Annotated in this window: 20 protein-coding genes; 14 read left to right on the top strand and 6 right to left on the bottom strand. The window is 69.9% G+C overall.

Features of this window, described 5'->3' with window-relative positions; translation table 11 throughout:
• Positions 1 to 57: 57 nt before the first annotated feature.
• The 6 genes from H4281_RS37810 to H4281_RS37835 all read left to right on the top strand — a co-directional run bounded on the left by H4281_RS37810 (position 58) and on the right by H4281_RS37835 (position 5,757).
• The gene (locus tag H4281_RS37810) at positions 58 to 438 is read left to right on the top strand and encodes a YraN family protein (protein WP_182895650.1); all 381 of its coding nucleotides are present in this window, start codon (positions 58 to 60) and stop codon (positions 436 to 438) included.
• Positions 438 to 1,949 (top strand): YifB family Mg chelatase-like AAA ATPase, encoded by a 1,512-nt coding sequence (locus H4281_RS37815; RefSeq protein WP_182895651.1) that lies wholly within the window; start codon positions 438 to 440, stop codon positions 1,947 to 1,949. Before H4281_RS37810 ends, H4281_RS37815 begins: the two co-directional genes overlap by 1 nt.
• Positions 1,950 to 2,343: 394 nt before the next feature.
• Complete coding sequence (locus H4281_RS37820; RefSeq protein WP_182895652.1) at positions 2,344 to 2,559, top strand: hypothetical protein; 216 nt, start codon at positions 2,344 to 2,346, stop codon at positions 2,557 to 2,559.
• Positions 2,556 to 3,728 carry a DNA-processing protein DprA gene (gene dprA, locus H4281_RS37825; RefSeq protein WP_182895653.1) on the top strand — a complete coding sequence of 391 codons (1,173 nt, stop codon included), beginning with the start codon at positions 2,556 to 2,558 and terminating at the stop codon, positions 3,726 to 3,728. The genes H4281_RS37820 and dprA overlap by 4 nt, the downstream gene beginning before the upstream one ends.
• 51 nt (positions 3,729 to 3,779) lie before the next feature.
• Entirely contained in the window at positions 3,780 to 4,799 is a 1,020-nt protein-coding gene (locus tag H4281_RS37830; RefSeq protein ID WP_246412606.1) for a tyrosine recombinase XerC, read from the top strand.
• Positions 4,774 to 5,757, top strand: a complete 984-nt coding sequence (locus H4281_RS37835; RefSeq protein WP_182895654.1) for a FliA/WhiG family RNA polymerase sigma factor — start codon at positions 4,774 to 4,776, stop codon at positions 5,755 to 5,757. The genes H4281_RS37830 and H4281_RS37835 overlap by 26 nt, the downstream gene beginning before the upstream one ends.
• 160 nt (positions 5,758 to 5,917) lie before the next feature.
• Here the strand turns inward: H4281_RS37835 and H4281_RS45955 are convergent, their stop codons facing one another.
• Complete coding sequence (locus H4281_RS45955; RefSeq protein WP_376772008.1) at positions 5,918 to 6,433, bottom strand: murein hydrolase activator EnvC family protein; 516 nt, start codon at positions 6,431 to 6,433, stop codon at positions 5,918 to 5,920.
• Positions 6,434 to 7,589: 1,156 nt separating this feature from the next.
• Here H4281_RS45955 and rpsB point away from each other — a divergent pair.
• From rpsB to H4281_RS37865, 5 genes are all read left to right on the top strand, one after another.
• A complete protein-coding gene (gene rpsB / locus H4281_RS37845; protein ID WP_182895655.1) occupies positions 7,590 to 8,471 on the top strand; it encodes a 30S ribosomal protein S2 in 882 nt (293 codons plus the stop codon).
• Positions 8,472 to 8,553: 82 nt separating this feature from the next.
• Complete coding sequence (tsf, locus tag H4281_RS37850) at positions 8,554 to 9,369, top strand: translation elongation factor Ts (RefSeq protein ID WP_067589176.1); 816 nt, start codon at positions 8,554 to 8,556, stop codon at positions 9,367 to 9,369.
• 96 nt (positions 9,370 to 9,465) lie between these two features.
• Complete coding sequence (gene pyrH, locus H4281_RS37855) at positions 9,466 to 10,212, top strand: UMP kinase (RefSeq protein WP_037366649.1); 747 nt, start codon at positions 9,466 to 9,468, stop codon at positions 10,210 to 10,212.
• A 49-nt stretch (positions 10,213 to 10,261) separates the two neighbouring features.
• The gene (frr, locus tag H4281_RS37860) at positions 10,262 to 10,819 is read left to right on the top strand and encodes a ribosome recycling factor (protein ID WP_037810317.1); all 558 of its coding nucleotides are present in this window, start codon (positions 10,262 to 10,264) and stop codon (positions 10,817 to 10,819) included.
• 296 nt (positions 10,820 to 11,115) lie between these two features.
• The gene (locus H4281_RS37865) at positions 11,116 to 12,003 is read left to right on the top strand and encodes a phosphatidate cytidylyltransferase (RefSeq protein WP_237601018.1); all 888 of its coding nucleotides are present in this window, start codon (positions 11,116 to 11,118) and stop codon (positions 12,001 to 12,003) included.
• A 4-nt stretch (positions 12,004 to 12,007) separates the two neighbouring features.
• Here the strand turns inward: H4281_RS37865 and H4281_RS37870 are convergent, their stop codons facing one another.
• Positions 12,008 to 12,850 carry a VOC family protein gene (locus H4281_RS37870; protein ID WP_182895657.1) on the bottom strand — a complete coding sequence of 281 codons (843 nt, stop codon included), beginning with the start codon at positions 12,848 to 12,850 and terminating at the stop codon, positions 12,008 to 12,010.
• 108 nt (positions 12,851 to 12,958) lie between these two features.
• On the opposite strand from H4281_RS37870, the gene H4281_RS37875 reads away from it, so the two are divergent.
• Complete coding sequence (locus H4281_RS37875) at positions 12,959 to 13,783, top strand: class I SAM-dependent methyltransferase (protein ID WP_237598514.1); 825 nt, start codon at positions 12,959 to 12,961, stop codon at positions 13,781 to 13,783.
• Here H4281_RS37875 and H4281_RS37880 read toward each other — a convergent pair.
• Entirely contained in the window at positions 13,717 to 14,385 is a 669-nt protein-coding gene (locus H4281_RS37880) for a PadR family transcriptional regulator (RefSeq protein WP_182895658.1), read from the bottom strand. The genes H4281_RS37875 and H4281_RS37880 overlap by 67 nt on opposite strands.
• A gap of 183 nt (positions 14,386 to 14,568) precedes the next feature.
• Here H4281_RS37880 and H4281_RS37885 point away from each other — a divergent pair, with 183 nt between their 5' ends.
• Positions 14,569 to 16,221 carry a glutamate--tRNA ligase gene (locus H4281_RS37885; RefSeq protein WP_182895659.1) on the top strand — a complete coding sequence of 551 codons (1,653 nt, stop codon included), beginning with the start codon at positions 14,569 to 14,571 and terminating at the stop codon, positions 16,219 to 16,221.
• Between the two features lie 43 nt (positions 16,222 to 16,264).
• Here the strand turns inward: H4281_RS37885 and H4281_RS37890 are convergent, their stop codons facing one another.
• Both H4281_RS37890 and H4281_RS37895 read right to left on the bottom strand, forming a co-directional pair.
• A complete protein-coding gene (locus H4281_RS37890) occupies positions 16,265 to 16,909 on the bottom strand; it encodes a response regulator transcription factor (RefSeq protein WP_182895660.1) in 645 nt (214 codons plus the stop codon).
• Complete coding sequence (locus H4281_RS37895; RefSeq protein WP_182895661.1) at positions 16,894 to 18,138, bottom strand: sensor histidine kinase; 1,245 nt, start codon at positions 18,136 to 18,138, stop codon at positions 16,894 to 16,896. The genes H4281_RS37890 and H4281_RS37895 overlap by 16 nt, the downstream gene beginning before the upstream one ends.
• A gap of 182 nt (positions 18,139 to 18,320) precedes the next feature.
• Between H4281_RS37895 and H4281_RS37900 the strand changes: the two genes are divergently transcribed.
• Complete coding sequence (locus H4281_RS37900) at positions 18,321 to 18,728, top strand: hypothetical protein (RefSeq protein ID WP_182895662.1); 408 nt, start codon at positions 18,321 to 18,323, stop codon at positions 18,726 to 18,728.
• Here H4281_RS37900 and H4281_RS37905 read toward each other — a convergent pair.
• Positions 18,712 to 21,066: a penicillin acylase family protein gene (locus H4281_RS37905; RefSeq protein WP_182895663.1), complete on the bottom strand. Its 2,355-nt coding sequence runs from the start codon at positions 21,064 to 21,066 to the stop codon at positions 18,712 to 18,714. The genes H4281_RS37900 and H4281_RS37905 overlap by 17 nt on opposite strands.
• Positions 21,067 to 21,135 lie beyond the last annotated feature (69 nt).

Genomic DNA, 21,135 nt, shown 5'->3' on the forward strand with positions numbered 1-21,135 from the left:
ATCGTGACAACACACGCACCGTGATCGACGGTGCTCGCGCTGTCCGAGGGGGACACCATGAACGACGGCCCGCACCCTGGCGCGGCCTGGCGCCGGACGTTCGGCCGCTGGGGCGAGGACCTCGCCGCCCGGCATCTCCAGGCCGCCGGCATGGTCCTGCTCAGCCGGAACTGGCACTGCCGCGAGGGCGAGCTGGACCTGGTCCTTTCCGAAGGCGACCGGGTGATCTTCTGCGAAGTCAAAACCCGCTCCAGCACCGAATACGGCACCCCGGCCGAATCCGTCACGCCGGACAAGATCGACCGCGTCCACCGAGCCGCCATGCGCTGGCTCAAGGAACACCGGGTCGGCTGGTGCCGCATCCGCTATGACGTCGTGACTGTCTACGCTCCCGACGGCGAAGAGCCCGTCGTCCGGCACCTGATAGGTGCTTTCTGATGCCGCACGCCAAAACCTGGTCCGTCGCATTGCTCGGCATCGAAGGCCGGGTAGTGGAAATCGAAGCCGACCTAGGCGGCGGCCTGAGCCGAGTAACCCTGGTCGGCCTGCCCGACGCCGGCCTCCGCGAGGCGAAAGACCGAGTCCGCTCCGCAGTCCGCAACTCCGGCCAATCCTGGCCGGACGGCAAGATCACGCTGGCCCTCTCCCCAGCCAACCTGCCCAAAATGGGCTCGGGCTACGACCTGGGCATCGCCGCCGCTGTCCTGGCGGCCATCGGCGCCGTTCCAGCCAGGAAACTCCTGCACACGATCCTCCTCGGCGAACTGGCCTTGGACGGCCGAATCCGCCCGGTACGCGGCGTCCTTCCCGGTCTGCTGGCCGCCAAAGCCGCAGGCCACGAACGCGCCGTAGTGCCCACTGAGTCGTTGGTCGAAGCCGCCTTGGTGGACGGCTTGGAAGTCTCCGGAGTAACCCGCCTGGCCGAACTGATCGCCTGGCTCAAAGACGAAGCCGACCTGGAACTCCCCGCCGCTCCCACGGTCGCCGCCCCCGCGGAAGTCCCCGACCTGGCCGACGTAGTAGGCCAGCCAGAAGCCAGATGGGCCCTGGAAGTCGCCGCAGCAGGCGGCCACCACCTCCTGCTCGCCGGCCCGCCCGGCGTCGGCAAAAGCATGCTGGCCAGACGCCTCCCCGGCCTGCTGCCGGATCTCTCTCCAGCCGAGTCCCTGGAAGTAACCGCCATCCACTCGGTAGACGGCTCCCTGTCCAAGTCGTCGCCCCTGGTGACAGTCCCGCCTTTCGTCGCCCCACACCACTCGATCAGCCCCCCGGCCCTCATCGGCGGCGGCACCGGCCTGGCCGCTCCCGGCGCCATCAGCCGGGCCCACCGAGGTGTGCTTTTCCTGGACGAGGCCTGCGAATTCGGCAACCAACGCCTCGACTCGCTCCGCACCGTCATGGAGGAAGGCGAAGTCCGCATCGCCCGCGCGAAGGGCGTCGTCCGCTATCCCGCCCAGTTCCAACTGGTCCTGGCCACCAACCCCTGCCCCTGCGCGCCACCCCGGGAAACCGACTGCACCTGCTCAGTAACCACTCGCCGCCGCTACCTGTCGCGCCTCTCCGGCCCTCTCCTGGACCGAGTAGACCTCCGCGTCCGCCTACGCCCCCTGACCGCGATCTCCGCCCACCAATCCACCACCCCCGAACCGTCCTCGACCGTCCGAGCCCGAGTACAAGCCGCCCGCGACCGAGCCAAACACCGCTGGCACGAACACGGCTGGCAATCCAACACCGAAGTCCCTGGCCCCGTCCTGCGCCGAGACTTCGCCCTGCCGCCACCCGCCACCGCAGTCCTGGACCGAGCCCTCGACCGGGGTTTGCTGACCGCCCGGGGAGCCGACAGATGCCTGCGCATCGCCTGGACTTTGGCCGATCTGGCAGCCCTGCCCCAACCCGACGCCGACCACGTCACCGCAGCCCTGGACTTCCGGGAACGCAAAACCGGCTGACCGACCCCGCGCGCCGAATCCACGGCAACTCCAGCCCCGGACGGACGGACGGTCCGTCCCGACCGGATCAGCTCGAAGCCGTTCGCGATGCCCTCGCCTCCGGAGGCTCACGCCGACACGGGCGAGCGCATCCTGCCCGGCGCCGTCAGGCCGATGCCACGTGGCGGACGTCATCGGAACCGCGCCGCTGAGCGTCGCCTCGGCGGACGGCCCGACCGCGGCGGTTCTGATGCCTGCTCAGCCGTGCACCGAGACCGTCAGACCGACGGCCACACGCGCTGTGCCTGCAGCGAGCCCGAAACCTGCCCGCCCCAGCCCGCTGGAGCCCGACCAGATGTCCCAACCCGGCCAGGCAAACCCGCCCGTCCGGAACCTCCGACGAAAGGAAAGCACCATGTCCGACCGAGCCGTCCCGTCCTCGTCCCAGCGCACCCGGCACCGCAGGCCGAAGACGCCGCAGCACAAGATCGTCCGGCATCTGCATCCGGTCCGGCGCCGGGAAATCCGCCCCGAACACGATCCGGTCCGGGTCCGAGAACGGTTGGCGCTGCACCGCCACCTCGCCGTCGTCCGCTCCGAAAACCCTGGTGGCCGAAGAGGTGCGGCGTGAGCGTGGCCGTCGAGGACACCACAGCGGCGACCGACTCCGAACGGCTCGCCCGCGCGTATCTGCTCGGCGTCGCTGAACCACCGGCGCCGCACCTGCTGGAGTTCGTCGGCGAACACGGCCCGGTCAAGGCCGCGGAACGGGTCCGGGCGGGGGACTGTCCTGAGAAGGTTTTCCGCGAAACGGCCGCACGGCGGGAATCCACGGTCGCGGAACGAGATCTTGAGGAGGCCGCCAAAGCCGGTGCCCGGCTCGTGGTTCCCGAAGACCACGAATGGCCCGCGTGGCCGCTGCTGTCGCTGGCGGTAGCAGCCGGAAACGGCGTGAAGCACGTGGCGGCGCCGCTCGGACTCTGGGTGCGCGGCGACGCGAGCCTGGCCGAAGTCGCGGACCGTGCGGTGGCGGTCGTCGGCGCGCGGATGGCCACGGACTACGGCCTGCACAACGCCCTCGAGATCGGCCACGCCTTGGCGATCCGCCAAGTACCGGTCTTCTCCGGTGCCGCGCTGGGCATCGACGCCGCCGCCCATCGAGGTGCGCTCAGTGGCGGCGGAGTCACTGTCGCGCTGCTCGGTTGCGCAGTTGACTATTCCTATCCCGTGGGGAACAGCGGCTTGTTGGACCGCATCGTCGGCGAGGGCGGCGCGATCGTCAGCGAGTACGCGCCGAAGACGCCGCCCGCGCGCCATCGATTTCTGGTGCGCAACCGCCTTATCGCAGGCCTTACCGACGGCACAGTCGTTGTGGAGGCCGGGATCCGCAGCGGTGCGCGCAACACCGCCACGATCGCGGGCGCGCTCGGCAAGGTCGTGATGGCGTTGCCGGGATCAGTGCATTCGGGCAGTTCAGCCGGTTGCCACGCGCTGATCCGGGACTGCAAGGCCACATTGGTCACGTCAGTTGACGAGGTGCTCGAGACCGTGGGCCGGTTCGGCGCCGCGGCTCCGGCCGTTGAGCCACATCGGCGGCCCACGGACAATCTCGGTCCGGAGGCGTCACGGGTCTACGACGCGCTGCTTCCCCGGGCCGGCCGGGCTCCGGAGGAGGTCGCGGAAAGCGCTGGAGTGCCCGTTTCCCGAGTTCGCGCCTTGTTGCCCGCACTGGAAATCGACGGCTTCGCGGTGCGCGGCGAGACCGGCTGGCGGCAGATCGTCCGAACGGCCAACCGATGATGGGCGTGGCGATGCTTGACCAATGGCGATGGTTCGCGCAGCGTAATCGCCATGCCGTCAGCGAGTGCACGCAAGGACGCGGTCCCGCGTCCCGGTGGACACCGGAAACGCCCGCCACGACCCGATCTTCGTGCACTTCGCGCCGAATTGCCGGAGTCCGCCGAGTCGGTGGTGGCCGGTTACGAACGGCATCTGTCGTTGGAGCGTGGGCTGTCTCCGCACACCGTGCGCGCGTACGTCGGCGACGTCGTTTCGCTGTTGGCGTTCCTGACCGCGGGGGAGGGCGACCGTCCCGCGCGGCGCTTTGAGGACTTGGACGTCACGCAGCTGCGGGCGTGGCTCGCGGGGCAGCGCTCGGATGGCGCCGGGCGCACCACCCTCGCGCGCCGCGCCGCGGCCGCGCGCACCTTCACGGCTTGGGCGCACCGCACCGGTTTGCTGAAGTCGGACCCGGGCGGTCGGCTGGCCGCGCCGCGCACGCACCGGACCTTGCCCGGAGTGCTCCGTGCCGAACAGGCCGACGCGCTCATGGACGCCTCCGCGAAAGGGGCAGCCGAACGGGATCCGATCGCTCTGCGTGACCGCGCGTTGGTCGAATTGCTGTACGCAACCGGCATTCGGGTGTCGGAGTTGTGCGGACTGGACGTCGGCAGCGTGGACTTTTCCCGCCGCGTGGTTTCGGTGGTGGGCAAGGGAGACAAGGAGCGGACAGTTCCGTTCGGCGTCCCGGCGGCCGAGGCGCTGACCGCGTGGCTGGAGGACGGACGGCCCGCGCTGGCTGGGGAAACGCCGTTGACGGCGCTTTTCCTGGGCGTTCGCGGCAAGCGCCTCGACCCGCGCGCGGCGCGCCGCGTGGTGCACGAGGCGGTGGCCGCGGTGCCGGGCGCAACGGACATGGGGCCGCACGGGCTAAGGCATTCCGCCGCGACGCATCTGCTCGAAGGAGGTGCCGATCTCCGGAGCGTTCAGGAACTGCTTGGTCACGCTACGCTGGCCACGACCCAGCTCTACACTCATGTGACCGTCGATCGGCTGAAGGCGATCCATGACCGAGCACACCCGCGGGCCTGAAGAGGCCGGCGGCGGCTCGGCCGGGGACGGCAGGGCCGAACCGCCGGCGCACGCGCATCCGCACGAGCACGGAGACCACACTGAGCAGCACGCCGAGAACGACCGTGCAATGACTTCCACGTCGCAGGTCACGGAAGCCGGGGCGGAACGCCCCGGCGTGCAGGACGCCGTCAACGGGGACGGTCGTCCTGTTCAGGACGTCGACGCGGGGATTCAGGCGCTGTGGCAGCAGTTCGCCGACAAACCGGACCAGACGTCGCGCGACCGGCTGGTGCTGCACTACGCACCGCTGGTGAAGTACGTCGCGGGCCGGGTCGGCACCGGTCTGCCGACACACGTAGACGTCGGCGACCTTGTGCAGTCAGGCATTTTCGGGCTGGTCGACGCGATCGAGAAGTTCGATCCGGAACGCGGCCTGCGCTTCGAGACGTACGCGATGCAACGCATCCGGGGCGCCATCCTGGACGACCTCCGCTCCCAGGACTGGGTACCGCGCGCGGTGCGCAGCAAGGCGAAGGAAACGGCCCGCGCGCTGGAGCGCCTCGGCGCCCGCCTGCACCGAACCCCGACCGACGCCGAACTCGCCGGCGAAATGGGCATCAGCCTCGACGATCTGCGCGACTTTTACGGCCAGCTCCGCCTCACCAGCGTGGTGGCGCTGGAAGACCTGGTCGCCGCGGGCAAAGACGCCGGCTCGCTGGTCGACACCCTCCCCGACGACGGCGCGGTCGACCCGGTGGCCGTCCTCGTGGACCAGGACAACCGCCGTCAGCTCGCCGAAGCCATCGCGCAGCTGACCGACCGGGACAAGATCGTCGTCAGCCTCTACTACTTCGAAAGCCTGACCCTGGCGGAAATCGGCAAGGTCCTCGGCGTCACGGAATCCCGCGTGAGCCAGTTGCACACCCGCGCGGTGATGCGGCTGCGCGCCAAGCTGATGGAGCAACCCAGCGGCTGAACCCCGGTTCCGCACCCGGCGCAATGGCGACTGCCTTTGCCGCGACGCTGTCCGGTGCTCGCGTGCGTTCGGTGCGGGCCACGGTCGACGTGGCGGTGGTTTGAGCCTGATGACCTCCTTCGGATCGATCGGCCGGCGAGAGGCGGGGGCCTCCTTGGTGTTACGGGCCTTCTGCCCACGGCTTGAGGCGTACCCGGCCGGGGGCGCCGACCAAGGCGAGCGGGTCGATGTATTCCGTGTCGCGGCGGGCTCCCCAGTGCAGGCAGACGGCGGTCGGGCAGCCGGGATGGCCTGGGGCCGCGGTTCCCAGCGGCTGTCCGCGGTAGACCTGGTCTCCGGCGGCGACTGCCGGGGCGATCGGGAGGTAGGTCGTGTGGAGGCCGCCGTCGTGGTCTACGGCGACAACTCCCTGGCCTGCGACCTGACCGGCGAAGACCACCACTCCCCTGTCCGCGGCCAGTACTTGCTGTCCGGCGGCGGCTTCCAGGTCTACGCCTCGATGGCCTGGGCCGAACGGGGTCGCGGGCGGTTCGAAGTTGCGGGTGACGTGCGGGCGGGGCGTCAGAGGCCAGGCGAGGCGGCCGGGTTCTTCCGGAACGGGCTGGAGGGGCGCGGCGTCGGCTCGGGAGTGGAAGAGGGCGGCTGAGCCCGCCGACAGGGTCAAGACCGTCGCCAGGATCAGCCACGTTCGGGTGGTGCTTTTGCGGCTGAACGGCGGGAGATCGCCGCCTGCCCCGGCCAAGCGCAGGGGTGGATGCCCCCAGCTGAAATCGCAGGGCAGGGAGATCCGGATGCTCGGCAAGAGGGCCGCGGGTCTGGGGCGGGCAGGACGGAGGAGCCGACGGGAGACGAAGAGGGCGTAACGGTTGGCGGTGCCGGCGGCGGACGTCGCGCGGGCCCAGACGCGGCGGAGCGCGGTGCGGATTCTGGGCGGTCTGGCGGGTGGTCTGCGGTGACGGCCGCTTCGAGGGAGAGAACCCGTCCAGGTACCGGGCGGGACCGCGTCGTCCGGGCTCAGCAGGGCTGCGGCCGCAGGTGGGTGCTGGGTGAGCAGGGCGGCGGTCGCCAGGACTACTGGGTGAGCCGAATCCGGGGGAGACGGGACCGGCGAGGGACCGGCGTGGCTGCTCGCTTCTCTGTCCGGGCGAGGAACAGGGGAGGGCGTTGAACTGGCCCGGCTCGGTGTCGAGGGCGTGCGCAGCGGGGATGCGGTGCGGGAGCCGGTGGGGCCGGCCGCAGCGGCGACGATGGGCGAAGTGCCCGGTGTCGAGGGCGAATGCAGCGGGCGAGCCGCGCGGGAATCGGCGGGGGAACCGGCAGCGGGCGAAGAACTCGGCGCCGAAGGCGCGCGCAACAAGGATGTCGCAGGAGAATCGGCAGTCCGGGAAGCAGCAGCGGCAACGGGAAAAGATCGCGTAGTGGTCATGTCCCCATCCTCGGCCACCGCCCGACCGGAACCCGCTGTTCAGCGGCAGTTGTCCACAGGCGGACGGGGTTGTGGACAACCCCGGGCCGGGCGAAGGCCGCCCGCAGGGGCGGGCCTGGTGGCAGGGGGTAGAATCAATTCCGCAGTCCACTCGCTGGGCTGACTTCGCGTGCACGTGCGCGCGTCCCCGGACGGGCCGCTTCGGCGGGAACCCGGACGGAGGGGCGCACGGTGTCCGGCGGTCCCTGGGGTTTCGCTCTGCCGAACCCGCGGGTCCGGGCATCGGCTGCTGCACCAGGGCCCACGACCTCCCGGTCGGGGGCGACTAACCGGAACAGCGCCTCCGCGGGCGGATCGAACACCGACAGCGGGAGCGCGCGACTACAGAGAAGGTGTGATTCCGGCAATGGCCGTCGTCACCATGAAGCAGCTGCTCGACAGCGGCGTGCACTTCGGGCACCAGACCCGTCGGTGGAACCCGAAGATGAAGCGCTACATCTTCACCGAGCGCAACGGCATCTACATCATCGACCTGCAGCAGACGCTGACGTACATCGACCGTGCGTACGAGTTCATCAAGGAAACCGTCGCGCACGGCGGCACGATCATGTTCGTCGGCACGAAGAAGCAGGCTCAGGAAGCGATCGCCAACGAGGCCGCGCGCGTGGGCATGCCCTACGTGAACCAGCGCTGGCTCGGCGGCATGCTGACCAACTTCCAGACCGTCCACAAGCGCCTTCTGCGCCTGAAGGAGCTCGAGGCCCAGGAGCAGACCGGCGGCTTCACCGGGCTGACCAAGCGCGAGATCCTCACGCTGACCCGCGAGAAGGACAAGCTTGAGAAGACCCTGGGCGGCATCCGGGACATGGCCAAGGTGCCGTCCGCGGTGTGGATCGTCGACACCAAGAAGGAGCACATCGCCGTCGGCGAGGCTCGCAAGCTCAACATCCCGGTCGTCGCGATCCTCGACACCAACTGCGACCCGGACGAGGTCGACTACCCGATCCCGGGCAACGACGACGCGATCCGTTCCGCCGCGCTGCTGACGAAGGTCGTCGCCGAGGCCGCCGCGGCCGGGCTGATGGCCCGTTCCGGCCGCAACGGCGCCTCGGCCGACGCCAAGCCGGAGACCGGTGCTTCGGACGAGCCGCTGGCCGAGTGGGAGAAGGAGCTCCTCGCGGGCTCGGAGACCGCCGCCGCCGACGCGACCGAGGCCGCCGCCGCGACCGAGACCGCCGCGACCGAAACCGCGGAAGCGACCGGCGAGCAGGCTCCGGCCAACTCCTGATCCACCCCGTCCGGGCGGTCCGCGCAGGGCCGCCCGGACGGCGCTCACCGCACACGTACCTGAAACGGACGGATTCAACACGATGGCGAACTACACCGCCGCTGACGTGAAGCGCCTGCGCGAGATGACCGGCGCGGGCATGATGGACTGCAAGAAGGCCCTCGAGGAGAACGACGGCGACTTCGAGAAGGCTGTCGAGTTCCTGCGCATCAAGGGCGCCAAGGACGTCGGCAAGCGCGCCGAGCGCGCCACCGCCGAGGGCCTGGTCGCCGGCGACGGCGGCGTCATGATCGAGCTCGACTCGGAGACCGACTTCGTCGCCAAGAACGACGACTTCCAGCAGCTCGCGGCGAAGATCGTCGAGACCGCGAAGGCGCTGAAGTCCAGCGACGTCGAGGCGCTGAAGGCCGCCGACCTCGACGGCAAGCCGGTCAACGAGGTCGTGCAGGAGCTGTCGGCCCGCATCGGCGAGAAGCTCGAGCTGCGCCGCGTGGTGTCGTTCGAGGGCAAGACCGCGACCTACCTGCACCGCCGCGGCTCCGACCTCCCGCCCGCCGTCGGCGTGCTGGTCGAGTTCACCGGTGACGACACCGACGCCGCCCGCGGCGCCGCGATGCAGGTCGCCGCGCTGCGCGCGAAGTACCTGACCCGCGAGGAGGTGCCGGCCGAGATCATCGAGAACGAGCGCCGCATCGCCGAGCAGACCGCCCGCGAGGAAGGCAAGCCGGAGCAGGCGCTGCCGAAGATCATCGAGGGCAAGGTCAACGCGTACTACAAGGACAACGTGCTGCTCGAGCAGCCGTCGGTCAAGGACAACAAGAAGACCGTCAAGGCCCTGCTCGACGAGGCCGGCGTGACCCTGACCCGGTTCGCCCGGTTCGAGGTCGGCCAGGCCTGAGCGAGGCACTGGGACTAGGTTCTGGCACTGTGCCCCGTCTCCGCGCATCGGGGACGGGGCACAGTCGGGTCTACCGAGGGGCAGGAGGCGACAGACATGGGTGAGGACCGGGTCGAGGGCGGGTACCGCCGGGTGCTGCTGAAACTGGGCGGCGAGATGTTCGGCGGCGGCGCGGTGGGCGTCGACCCCGACGTCGTGCACTCCGTCGCCCAGCAGATCGCCGACGTCGCGCGCACCGGGGTGCAGATCGCGGTGGTGATCGGCGGCGGCAACTATTTCCGCGGCGCGGAGCTCTCCCAGCGCGGCATGGACCGCGACCGCGCCGACTACATGGCGATGCTCGGCACCGTGATGAACTGCCTCGCGCTGCAGGACTTCCTCGAAAAGGAAGGCCTTCCGACCCGCGTGCAGACCGCGATCACGATGGGCCAGGTCGCCGAGCCCTACATCCCGCGCCGTGCGGAACGGCACCTGGAGAAGGGCCGCGTCGTCATCTTCGGCGCCGGCGTCGGCATGCCGTACTTCTCCACCGACACCGCCGCCGCGCAGCGCGCGCTCGAACTCGGCTGCGAAGCCGTGCTGATGGCGAAGGCCGTGGACGGCGTCTACACCGCGGACCCGAAGACCGATCCGGACGCGAAGATGTTCACCGAGATCAGCCACCGCGAGGTGCTCGAGCGCGGCCTCAAGGTCGCCGACGCCACCGCGTTCAGCCTCTGCATGGACAACAAGATGCCGATCATCGTGTTCAACCTGCTCACCGAGGGCAACATCGCCCGCGCGGTGGGCGGTGAGAGGATCGGCACGCTGGTCTCGACCCCCGCCGACGAGGCGTCCGCCTAGACCTGCTGGGATCAAGCTCAGGTCCGACAACACAACACCGGGAGTAGCCGTGATCGACGAGACCCTCCTCGACGCCGAGGAGAAGATGGAAAAAGCGGTGTCCGTCGCGAAGGAAGACCTCACGTCGGTGCGCACCGGGCGGGCCCACCCGTCGATGTTCTCCCGCATCGTCGTCGAGTACTACGGTGCGCCGACCCCGTTGAACCAGCTGGCCAGCGTCAACGTGCCGGAGGCCCGGATGGCGTTGATCAAGCCTTACGACCAGACGCAGCTGAACGCCATCGAGAAGGCGATCCGCGAGTCCGACCTCGGCGTCAACCCGAGCAACGACGGCAACGTCATCCGCATCGTCATCCCGCAGCTCACCGAGGAGCGGCGCAAGGAGATGGTGAAGGTCGCGAAGGGCAAGGGCGAGGACGCCCGCGTCTCGATCCGCAGTGTCCGCCGCAAGGCCAAGGAAGAACTCGACCGCATCGCCAAGGACGGCGAAGCGGGCGAGGACGAGGTCGCGCGCGCCGAGAAGGAGCTGCAGAACCTCACCGACACCTACGTGCACCAGGTCGACGAGCTGGTGAAACACAAGGAAGCCGAGCTGCTCGAGGTCTGATGAGCCAGGTGAGCGAGGAACGCGACGAGCGGGTGAGCGACACCCCGCCACCGGGCCCGGCCGCCGAGCCGGACCCGGTTTCGCGGCTGGAACCGGCTCCGGAAAACCCTGCTGGGCAGCGGAACTCGGATTCCGTGACGAACGCGCGCGCGGAATCCGGTGCTGCGGCAGGGAATCACGCGGAATCCGAGGGCGAGTCGGCGAAGGGCGCGAAAGGCGTTCCCGCGTACGGGCCGGGCCAGGGCGGGAAAGCCGCGGGCGAGCCGGGCAAGGGCGAACAAGCCGAAGGCGGCTCCGTGAAAGGCGTTCCGGCCGGCGGGCCGGCCAAGGGCGAACCCGGGGACGGCGCGAAAGCCGAACCGGAGAAGAAGGCGTCCCGGGCCGGGCGCAACCTTCCCGCGGCGATCGGCGTCGGGCTGCTGCTCGGGGCCGCGATCATCGTTTCCCTGCTCACCGTCCGGTTCCTCTTCATCGGGGTCATCGCCGCCGCGATCGCGGTCGGCACGTTCGAGTTCTCCGGCGTCCTGCGCCGGGTCGCGGACACCAAGGTCGCGCTGATCCCGGTGCTCGTCGGCGGGCAGGCGATGATCTGGCTTGCCTGGCCGTTCGGCCGGGAAGGCGCGCTCACCGCGTTCGTGCTCACCGTGCTCGCCTGCCTCCTGTGGCGGTTGCCCGGCGGCGCGAAGGGCTACGTGCGCGACGTCAGCGCTTCCGTTTTCGCCGCCGCGTACCTGCCGTTGTTCGGCGCGTTCGCGGCCATGCTCGTGCCGCCGCACGACGGCGTCGGGCGCGTGCTCACCTTCCTGATCGCCGTGGTCGCCTCCGACACCGGCGGCTACATCGCCGGCGTGCTCGGCGGCAAGCATCCGATGGCTCCCACGATCAGCCCGAAGAAGTCCTGGGAAGGCTTCGCCGGTTCGATGATCGCGGGCATCGTCGCGGGCGTGCTCACGATCAGCCTGATGCTGGACGGCCACGCCTGGCAGGGCGTCATCTTCGGCGCGGCCATCGTGCTCACCGCGACGCTCGGCGACCTCGTCGAATCGCTCATCAAACGCGACCTCGGCATCAAGGACATGGGCACGCTGCTGCCCGGCCACGGCGGCATCATGGACCGCCTCGACTCGCTGCTGCCTTCGGCCGTCGTGTCGTGGCTGCTGCTGTCGGCCTTCGTTCCGGCCTGAGTCCTCAGTCGTCGTACGGGTCGTCGACCTCGGCGCGGCCCACGTCTTCCAGCGCCCGCGAGTGGTCGATCACCGCGAACACCGCGCCGTCCGGATCGGCGAGGATCGCGGTGCGGCCGAACGGGGTGTCGTACGGTTCGATCACCACCGAACCGCCCAGCATCAGCGCCTCGCCCGCCGCCGCGTCCGTGCCGCGCGCGGGGTCGATCTCGAAGTACACGAGCCAGTGCGGGGGAGTGTCCCGGCGGTATTCGGGCCCCATCACGTAGCGGTACAGCACCGCCGTGTGCTCAATGGAATATTCGGCATAGTCAACGCTTTCGCCGTCGCCGACCTGACGGCTCGAGTAGTTGAACAGCTTGGTGTAGAAGTGATCCGCGGCCACGCCGTCGTGCGTGTTGAGGTCCGCGCCGCTGAACGTGTTGGGCACGCCGCCCGCGAACTGCCAGTCCGGCGGGGCTTCCCAGAACACCACCGGCGCGCCGCACGCGTCGATCGCGTGCAGGATGCTGCCGCGCTCGGGGATCGCGATCGGCCCGAGCGTCACCTGCCCGCCGAGGTGTTCCACCCATTCGGCGGCGCTCGCCGTGTGCGGCACCGCGAGCTGCAGCGTCCAGCCGGGCGCGCTGCGGGCCCCGGCTTGGTACAGACCGCCGGCGGCCACTCCGTCGCACGAGGCGATGGAGTACCGGCCGGTCGGCGCCGCGGGATCGCGCCGGGTTTCGTATTCCCAGCCGAAAAGGCGGGAGTAGAAGTCCTGGGTCCGGGCTTCGTCGTGGCACGCCACCTCGACCCAGCAGGGCAGGCCTGCCGGGAGCGTGCGGGCGAGTTGCCAGTCGGTCGACATGCGTTCTCCTCCCCGAGAGGGTGAAGTCTATTCGGCGGAGCGGCGTTCTACGCTCTGAGCGGGAAAGCTGCCGCGCCGGTCGGAGCCCCGGGACCGGAAAGGAGTGCCGTGCGCTGGTTGTTCCGCGGTCCGGCGGCGTCCGAGGAAGTCGTTCCCAGCCCGAACATCTGGTACTACCAGCACGTTTACGACGTGGAGAACCGGGCGCAGGACGCGGACGGCGAGATCTGGCGCGTACTGCGCGAAGAGCGCGACTGGACCGGTCTCGACGTGCTCGATCTCGGCTGCGGTGACGGATACCACCTGCCGCTCTTCGCCGAGGACGCGCGTTCGGTGCTCGGAATCGAACCGCACCCGCCGCTCGCGCGGGACGCGGAGCGACGGGTGCGGGATCTGGAGAACGTGCGGGTCCGCTTGGGACGGGCGCAGCGGCTGCCCGCGGACGACGCCAGTGTGGACATCGTGCACGCGCGCACCGCGTATTTCTTCGGCCCTGGATGCGAACCGGGGTTGCGCGAAGCGGAACGGGTGCTGCGGCCCGGAGGATCGATCATGATCGTCGACCTCGACGTGACCAGCGAGCCGTACGGCGGGTGGATGCGCGCGGACTTGCCGCACTACGACCCGCCTGCGGTGGAACGGTTCTTCGCCGCGCACGGCTTCAACTGCCGGCGCGTACGCACGCGTTGGCGCTTCGCGGACTTCGCCGCGGCGGAATCAGTGTTGAAGATCGAGTTCAGCGCGAAGGTCGCGAAGCGGGCAATCGCTGACACGCGCCGCTTGAACCCGGGATCGGGCGAGGTGACGCTGCCGGTGGGTTATCGCGTGCATTGCCGCGTCAAACCCACCGGCCTCGTCCTGCCCGGTCACTCGGCTGCCTCTCCGGACTCGGCCGAATCCTCGGACTCCTCGACCTCGCCAAGGATCGAGTAGATCGACCGGCGTGCCTCGTTGAGCACGTCCACCGCGCGGGCCTGCTGGTTCTCGCTGCCCGCGCGCATCACCTGCACGACCGCCGCGGCGAGCGTCGCGCCTGCCTTGCGCAGGTCGTGCTCGACCGGTTCGACGTCGTCGGTGAAGTGCTCCCACGGCGGGGTGCCGGTCTGCTGTTCGGCGGTGCTGCGGCCCTCGTCGGTGAGCTCGAAGAGCTTCTTGCCGCTCTCGTCTCGGCTCACGACCAGGCCTTCGTCGGCCAGCATCTGCAGGGTCGGGTAGATCGAGCCGGGGCTGGGCTTCCAGAGCCCGCCGCTGCGCTCGCCGATCTCGCGGATGATCTCGTACCCGTGCCGCGGCTGTTCCGCGAGCAGGGTGAGGATCGCCGCCCGCACGTCGCCGCGCCTGCCGCGCCGGGAGCCGCGGCGTCCGCCCGGACCGTGGCCGCGGCGTCCGCGACCGCCAGGCCCGAAGGCGAACTCGCCGAATTCCCGGCCCCACGGGCCGAACGAGGAGCGTCCGCGCTCGTCGTGTTCTCCGTGTTCGTGATGTCCGCCGGGGAACGAGCGTCCGCCGGGGAAGGGGTGTCGTCGTCGGTTCATGGTCTTGGTTTCCTTTCTCGAACTGTTGCGACACGTTCACGATATATCGGAAACGGTCGGTTGGCAACCGTGCCGACAACCACAGCGGCGACCCGGGGACCTGACCGACCGGGGAAGACGGCGGTCGGCGATACTCGAAGCACTAGCGAAAACACCCGAACGACCTGGGAGACCCGACCTCCGATGCTGGACCGTGCGGTCATCGACGCCCTGTTCCCCGCGGATCTGCCCGAGCCTGAGCACTGGGAACAGCGCTATCCGGCCCGGCAGCTGCCCGACGGCGCGAAGGTGACCCGGTTCGGCCCGTCGCCGACCGGCTTCGTGCACATCGGCGGCATCTACGTCGCGACGATCGACCAGGACGTCGCGCGTCGTTCCGAGGGGCGCTACCTGGTACGCGTCGAAGACACCGACCAGTCGCGCGAGGTCGAGGGCGCGCTGGAGCAGTTCGAACGCGGCTTCGCGTACTTCGGGCTGCAGGCCGACGAGGACGCGGTGCGCGGCGGCGAGTACGGGCCGTACCGGCAGTCCGAGCGCGAGCAGATCTACCTCACCTACGTACGGCACCTTCTGCGCGAAGGCCGCGCGTACATCGACTTCGCGACGAAGGACGAACTGGCGTCCATCACTGCGCGGCAGCAGGCGACGAAGCTTCCGACGGGCTACTACGGCTCGTGGGCGATCTGGCGCGACGCCGACCCGGCCGACGTGCAGGCGAAGCTCGACGCGGGCGAGCCGTGGGTGGTCCGCTTCCGCGCGCCCGACGACACCGGTCAGCGCGTGCGCTTCACCGACGCCATCCGCGGCACCATCGAGGCCGAGGCCAACCGCAACGACGTGGTGATCCTCAAGAGCTCCGACCAGAGCCCGCGGCTGCCGACCTACCACTTCGCGCACGCGGTCGACGACCACCTGATGCGGGTGAACCTCGTGATCCGCGGCGACGAGTGGATCTCCTCGGTGCCGACGCACCAGCAGCTCTTCGAGGCGCTCGGCTTCGAGCCGATCCAGTACGCGCACATCGCGCCGCTGATGAAGCAGGAGGGCGGCAGCAAGCGGAAGCTGTCCAAGCGCAAGGACCCGGAAGCCTCCGTCGACTTCTACCTCGAAGCCGGCTACCCGGTCCCAGCGGTGCTGTACTACCTGCGCGGCCTGGCGAACGGACGGCTCGCCGAGATGCCGCTGCCCGAAGCGCTCGACGCGCCGATCAACCTCGACGAGTGCGGCGTCGCCGGCCCGCTCGTGGACCTGGTGAAGCTGGACGACCTCGCCGCCGACTACGTCGCGACGCTGTCCGGCGAGGAGATCCTCGCGTCGGTGCTGGAGTGGGCCGAGCGGTTCGACCCGGAGCTGAAGGCGGTCCTCGAGTCCTCGCGCGAGCTGGCGCTGCGCGCGCTGGCGGTGGAGCGCGAGGGCGTCGAGAACCCGCGCAAGGACCTGAAGAAGTGGAGCGAGTTCCGCGCCGTCTACGGGTTCTTCTTCCCGCAGCTGCACCAGGCGGCGACCGGTCCCGACGACGAGCGGATCGCGGCGCTGGGCGTTCCGGCGGACGTCGTGCGCGCGGTGGCGTCGGACTTCGTGTCGGCGTACCAGCAGCTCGACGACGGCCAGGAGTGGTTCCAGCAGATCCGCGAGGTCGCGGCGAAGCACGGATTCGCCAAGAACGCCAAGGAATACAAGAAGGACCCGGACGCCTACCCGGGTTCGATCCGCGAGGCGTCGCAGATCATCCGGATCGCGATCACCGGGTCGACCCGCAGCCCGGACCTGCACTCGATCACCCAGGCACTGGGCGCGGAAGAGACGCTGCGGCGCTTCGGCGATCTGGTCAACTGACCCCGTCGTGAGTGCTGATCGCGGTTCTCACCGTGATCAGCACTCACGAGTTGAGGTACGTCAGCACCGCCAGGACGCGCCGGTTTCCGGTGTCGTCGTCGGTGATGCCGAGTTTGCCGAACAGCGACGTCGTGTACTTGCTGATCGCGCTTTCGCTCAGGAACAGCCGCCGGGCGATCTCCGCGTTCGACAGGCCTTCCGCCATCAGCTCCAGCACCGAACGTTCGCGCTCGGTCAGCGAGCCGAGGCGCTGGTCCGGCGCCCCGCTGGTGAGCAGCTTCGAGATCACCGCCGGGTCCATCGCCGTGCCGCCCGCCGCGACGCGTTCGAGCGCGTCGATGAACTGCTCGGCCTCGAAAACGCTGTCCTTCAACAGATATCCGACGCCGCTGGCCCCGTCGACCAGCAGTTCGCGGGCGTAGAGCTGCTCGACGTGCTGCGACAGGATCAGCACCGGCAGCCCGGGCGTCTCGCGGCGCGCGGCGAGAACCGCACGCAGGCCCTCGTCGGTTTGCGTCGGCGGCATGCGGACGTCGACCACGGCGACGTCCGGCCGGTGCTCCCGCAGGACGGCGACGGTTTCCGGGCCGGTCGTCGCGGTCGCCACCACCTCGTGGCCGTAGGCCTGGAGGAGCCGGACCAATCCGTCTCGCAGCAGGTAGAGGTCTTCGGCTACGACGATGCGCATGGCACCATCATCCACGCTCGCGTCGGACCGCCTTCCGGGCTGGTGACCTCCAGCGTGCCGTCGAAGACCGCGAGACGGCGGCGCAATCCGCCGAGTCCGCCGTCCGGGTGGATTTCGGCCCCGCCGAGGCCGTCGTCCTCGACCGCGGCGCACAGCCGATTCCCCTCCTGTAAAAGGGAAACCTGCACGTGCGACGCATGCGCGTGCTTCACCGTGTTGGCGAGCAACTCCGCGATTCCGAAGTACAGCGCGGATTCGATCGGCGGATCGAGCGGCTGCGGCAAATCTGCTTCGACCGTCACGTCGAGCGGCAGATCCATCGCCATCGCGCGGACCGCGTCGGCAAGACCGCGTTCGTTCAGCACCGGCGGGCTGATGCCGCGGACCAGCTCGCGCAGTTCGGTGAGCGACGTGGCCGCACCGGCGCGGGCGTCGCGCAGCAATTCCTTGGCCTGCTCGGGATTCGTCTCCATCAGCTTCTCCGCCGTCGCCAGCGCGAGGCCGAGCGCGACGAGCCGGGCTTGTGCTCCGTCGTGCAGATCCCGTTCGATGCGGCGGATTTCCGCGGCTTGCGCGATGGTGGTGTCCGCGCGCAACGCGGTCAGCGTGTCGACCCGGTCGGCCAGTTCCATCGTGGCGGACGCGCCCAGGAACCGCGTGGCCACCGGGATGACGCTCCGCCAGGCGTACGGCGCGGTCGCGATCGTGACCAGCAGGCCGGCGAGGTATCCGCCCGGAAGGTTCACCATGGTCAGCACCGCCGCGACGACACCGAGCAGCGGCACGAGCGCGACCAGGCCGAACGAGACCGGCGCGATCAGGGCGAACCGCAGGTCCCGCCAGGTCGCCGGGTCGTAGCGCCAGTTCTTCAAGCGCTGCTCGCGCCGGGCCTCTTCCCTGGTGCGCGAGTAGGAGTGGCCGTTCCACCAGTATCCGGTCGAGAGCTGGGTGATCGGCGGCAGCTTGCGGTATCCGGGCGGCAGGGCGATGCCGGTCCAGTTCGCGACCATGGTCCGCGTCATCCGGCAGACCGGCTTCGCCAGCGCCAGCGTCCCGATCCCCGCCCAGATGAACGGCGCGATCCATGACCAGGGGCTGCCGCCCCACAGCTGCCACAAGCCGACCGCGGCCGCCCACACGGCCGGGATCAGCAGGGCCACGCCCGCTGCTTGGGCGGCGCGGACGAATCCCACCCCGCAGTCGCGCACCCAGGACCGTAGCTGTCGCATCGTTTCTTCCCCCTGTCCATCCGGCTTCGCGGTCCACTGTGCACCACGAAACGCCGGATTCCCGCCGCCGCGGGACAGGAGTGGGTCCAGCCCCACCCCCTTGTGCGGCCAGACCCATACCGGGTCCGGCCGCGGCTTCCTAGCGTTGCTGGCACAACGGGAAACCACAAGGGAGAACAGCGATGCAGACCATCGAACGCACCACCGGAACCGCCGCCCAGCGTCCGTTCGGCCTCGTGAAGGGGTTCGTCGTGGCCTACGGGGCGATGGGCGCGGCCGTCTTCGGCACGATCGTCGCGCTGGCTGCCGCCGACGGCCCGGCGTCCGGCTTCATGTGGACGCGGTCCGCACTGGTGCCGGTCAGCGCAGCGATCATGTACTGGCTGGTCACGCTCGCGGCGCGGGGCTCGCGCCGCGCTTACGAGCGGGCCCGGCTCATCTCGGTGGTCGCGCCGATCGCGCTCGTCGGCGTCGATCTGATCCCGGGCGCGTGCCCGCTCTGGTTCCTGCTGCTGCAGTCCGCCTGCGCCGTGCTGCTGGCTTGCGCGGCGTTCCCGCTCGTCCGGATGCGGGCTACGTTCCCGAAGTGAACCTCGGGACCAGCCGGATCCGGGTGTCGAGGTTGCGTTCGACGGCCGAGCGGCTCGACAGCAGGGGGAACGAGCCGCCGGACGCCCACAGGTCGTTCAGGTCGCGGTAGTGCGGGCTGCGCGGATCGCCGGACTGGCCGGGTGCGTTGATCGCCCGCGACGCGTCCCAGTCGCCGACGTCGAGCGCCATCTTGAAGGTCGCACCGATGATCTGCTGGTAGGTGAGCGGGTGGAAGAACGACGGGTGGACGGTCTGGTAGTCGCCGCCGACCGGGGTCGGGCCGACGTTCGGGCCCCCAGCCGGGTGCACGAACTCCTGGTACTGCAGCGAGCCCCAGCGCCACTTCCCCGGGTCGCCGCCGAGTTTTCCGGCGACGTCGCGGAAAGCGAGCGGGAGGGTGTCGAGGATCAGCTTGTCGCGCTTGGCCGCGCCGCCGGGGCCGAACCACGCGTCCGGGTCGGCGAAGGAGGCGAGCACGAGGCTGAAATCCGGATTGATGGTGCGGGACAGGACATCCGCGGCGGCTTGCGGGAGCATCGCGTGCGCCCAGCCGCTGTGGAGGTACTTCAGCAGCCACGTTTCGTACAGCGCGGCGGGTGCGGAATCGACTGAGGCGACGCCGTCGAAACCGCGCAGCAGATCGAGCGCCTTCGCGGTGTCCGGATCGGTGGCGGAGAGGTTTCGCAGGAACGGGACGAGCCGGGTGGCCAGCAGAGACTTCTCGTCGCGCTGGATGGCGAGCGAATCGGCGACGCGGGCGCGCGGCGCGGACTTGATCAGCTCGTCGATCCGCTCCTTGCGGTACGGCAGCTGCCATTCGTAGTTCGACACCACGGGGAAGCCCGGCGGGAGGTTGTAGTCGTTGGCGGAGGCGAAGAATCCGGCGGGCGGATTGTGCTGCCAGGGGAGTTCGGAGTTGGCGTAGAAGCCGCTCCACTCGTAGCGCCCGTCACCGGGGACGGGCAGCAGGCCGTCGTATCCGGCCCCGGTGCGGCGCGGGGTCAGCGCGCCGGGGACGTAGCCGATGTCGCCGTGGACGTCGGCGTAGACGAGGTTCGATCCGGGCACGCCCCACGTGCGCATTCCGGCGGTGAACTCGGTGAAGTTGCGGGCCCGCTGGTAGTTCAGGCTGCCGAGGTAGGCCGCGCTGCCCGGTTCGGTCCACGCGGTGCGCACGGCGAACGCCCGGTTGGCTGCTTCGTCGACCTTCACGATCGGGCCGTGCCGGGTGAAGGACAGTTCGCGGGTCGCCGGCCGGCCGCCGAGCACCGGGATCGTTTCGGTGACCTTGGTGATCGGCTCCCAGCCGCCGCGGTAGCGGTACCGGCTGTGGTCGGCGGGGTCGAGATCGTAGACGTAGAGGTCGGTCTGGTCGACCGGCAGGTTCGTCAGCCCGAACGCGACGGAATCGTTGTGCCCGATGGCGATGCCCGGGTTCCACGGCTCGCCCGCGCCGGTGAGGTTCAGGCCGGGCGCGGAAAGCTGGGCGACATAGCGGCCGGACGGCAACGCGTCGGCGCCGCGGTGCGGGTCGTTGGCGAGGATCGGCCGTCCGGTGGCGGTGCGGCCCGGGCCGATCGCCCACGAGTTGCTGCCGCTCGTGGCGTCGGCGATGTCCTTCGGCCCGGCGACGCCCTTCGGGAACGTGACGGCCGCGGTTGCCTTGTTGTACACGGAAAGCACGTCGCCGGGGACGGAACAGGGGTCGAGGCCTTCGGGCGCCGCGGCCTCGTGGTCGGGGTGCAGGCTGCGGAGGTATCTGCTCGCGTCCGGCCCGGCCTGGCACACCATTTGCGCGCGGGCGACCTCCCACATGAGGTTCTCGCCGATCGCGTGCGTGCGGATGCGGACCACGTCCTCGGGCTGCCACCGCGACGGCTGGTAGCCGAGCTTGCCGAACTCCGGCGGGGCGGCTTCGGGGTGTTTGGCGAGCCAGTCGATGTAGGAGTTGATCCCCTCGGCGAAGCGGGTGGCGGCGAGTTTGGCTTCGGGACCGTAGGAAGCCCATTCTTTCTGCATGTCGCCGCGGTAGAGGAAAAGCCGGGCGGCGCGGTCTTGGTCCACATAGGACTCGCCGAGGACTTCGCTGAGCAACCCGAGTCCCCGGCGGCGCCAGGTGTCGAGCTGGAAGAGCCGGTCGCGGGCGACGGTGAATCCCTGTGCGTAGAACAGGTCCGCGGTGTTGGCGGCGTAGATGTGCGGGACGCCCCACTTGTCGACGAGCAGGTCGACCGGGCGGGAAAGACCGTCCAGGGCGACGGTCCTGGCGCCGGCCGCGGCCGGTGTGGTGCCGAGCAGCGTCAGAACGAGTATCAGGACGGTCGCTTTGGATCGCATTCCCCACCCCCCGGGCAGCAGCGTTGACCCCGCGCACGCTAATCGCGGCGATCGGCGGGACCCACCCCT

It is taken from the genome of Amycolatopsis dendrobii (assembly GCF_014145675.1).
GTDB classification, from domain to species: Bacteria; Actinomycetota; Actinomycetes; order Mycobacteriales; family Pseudonocardiaceae; genus Amycolatopsis; species Amycolatopsis dendrobii.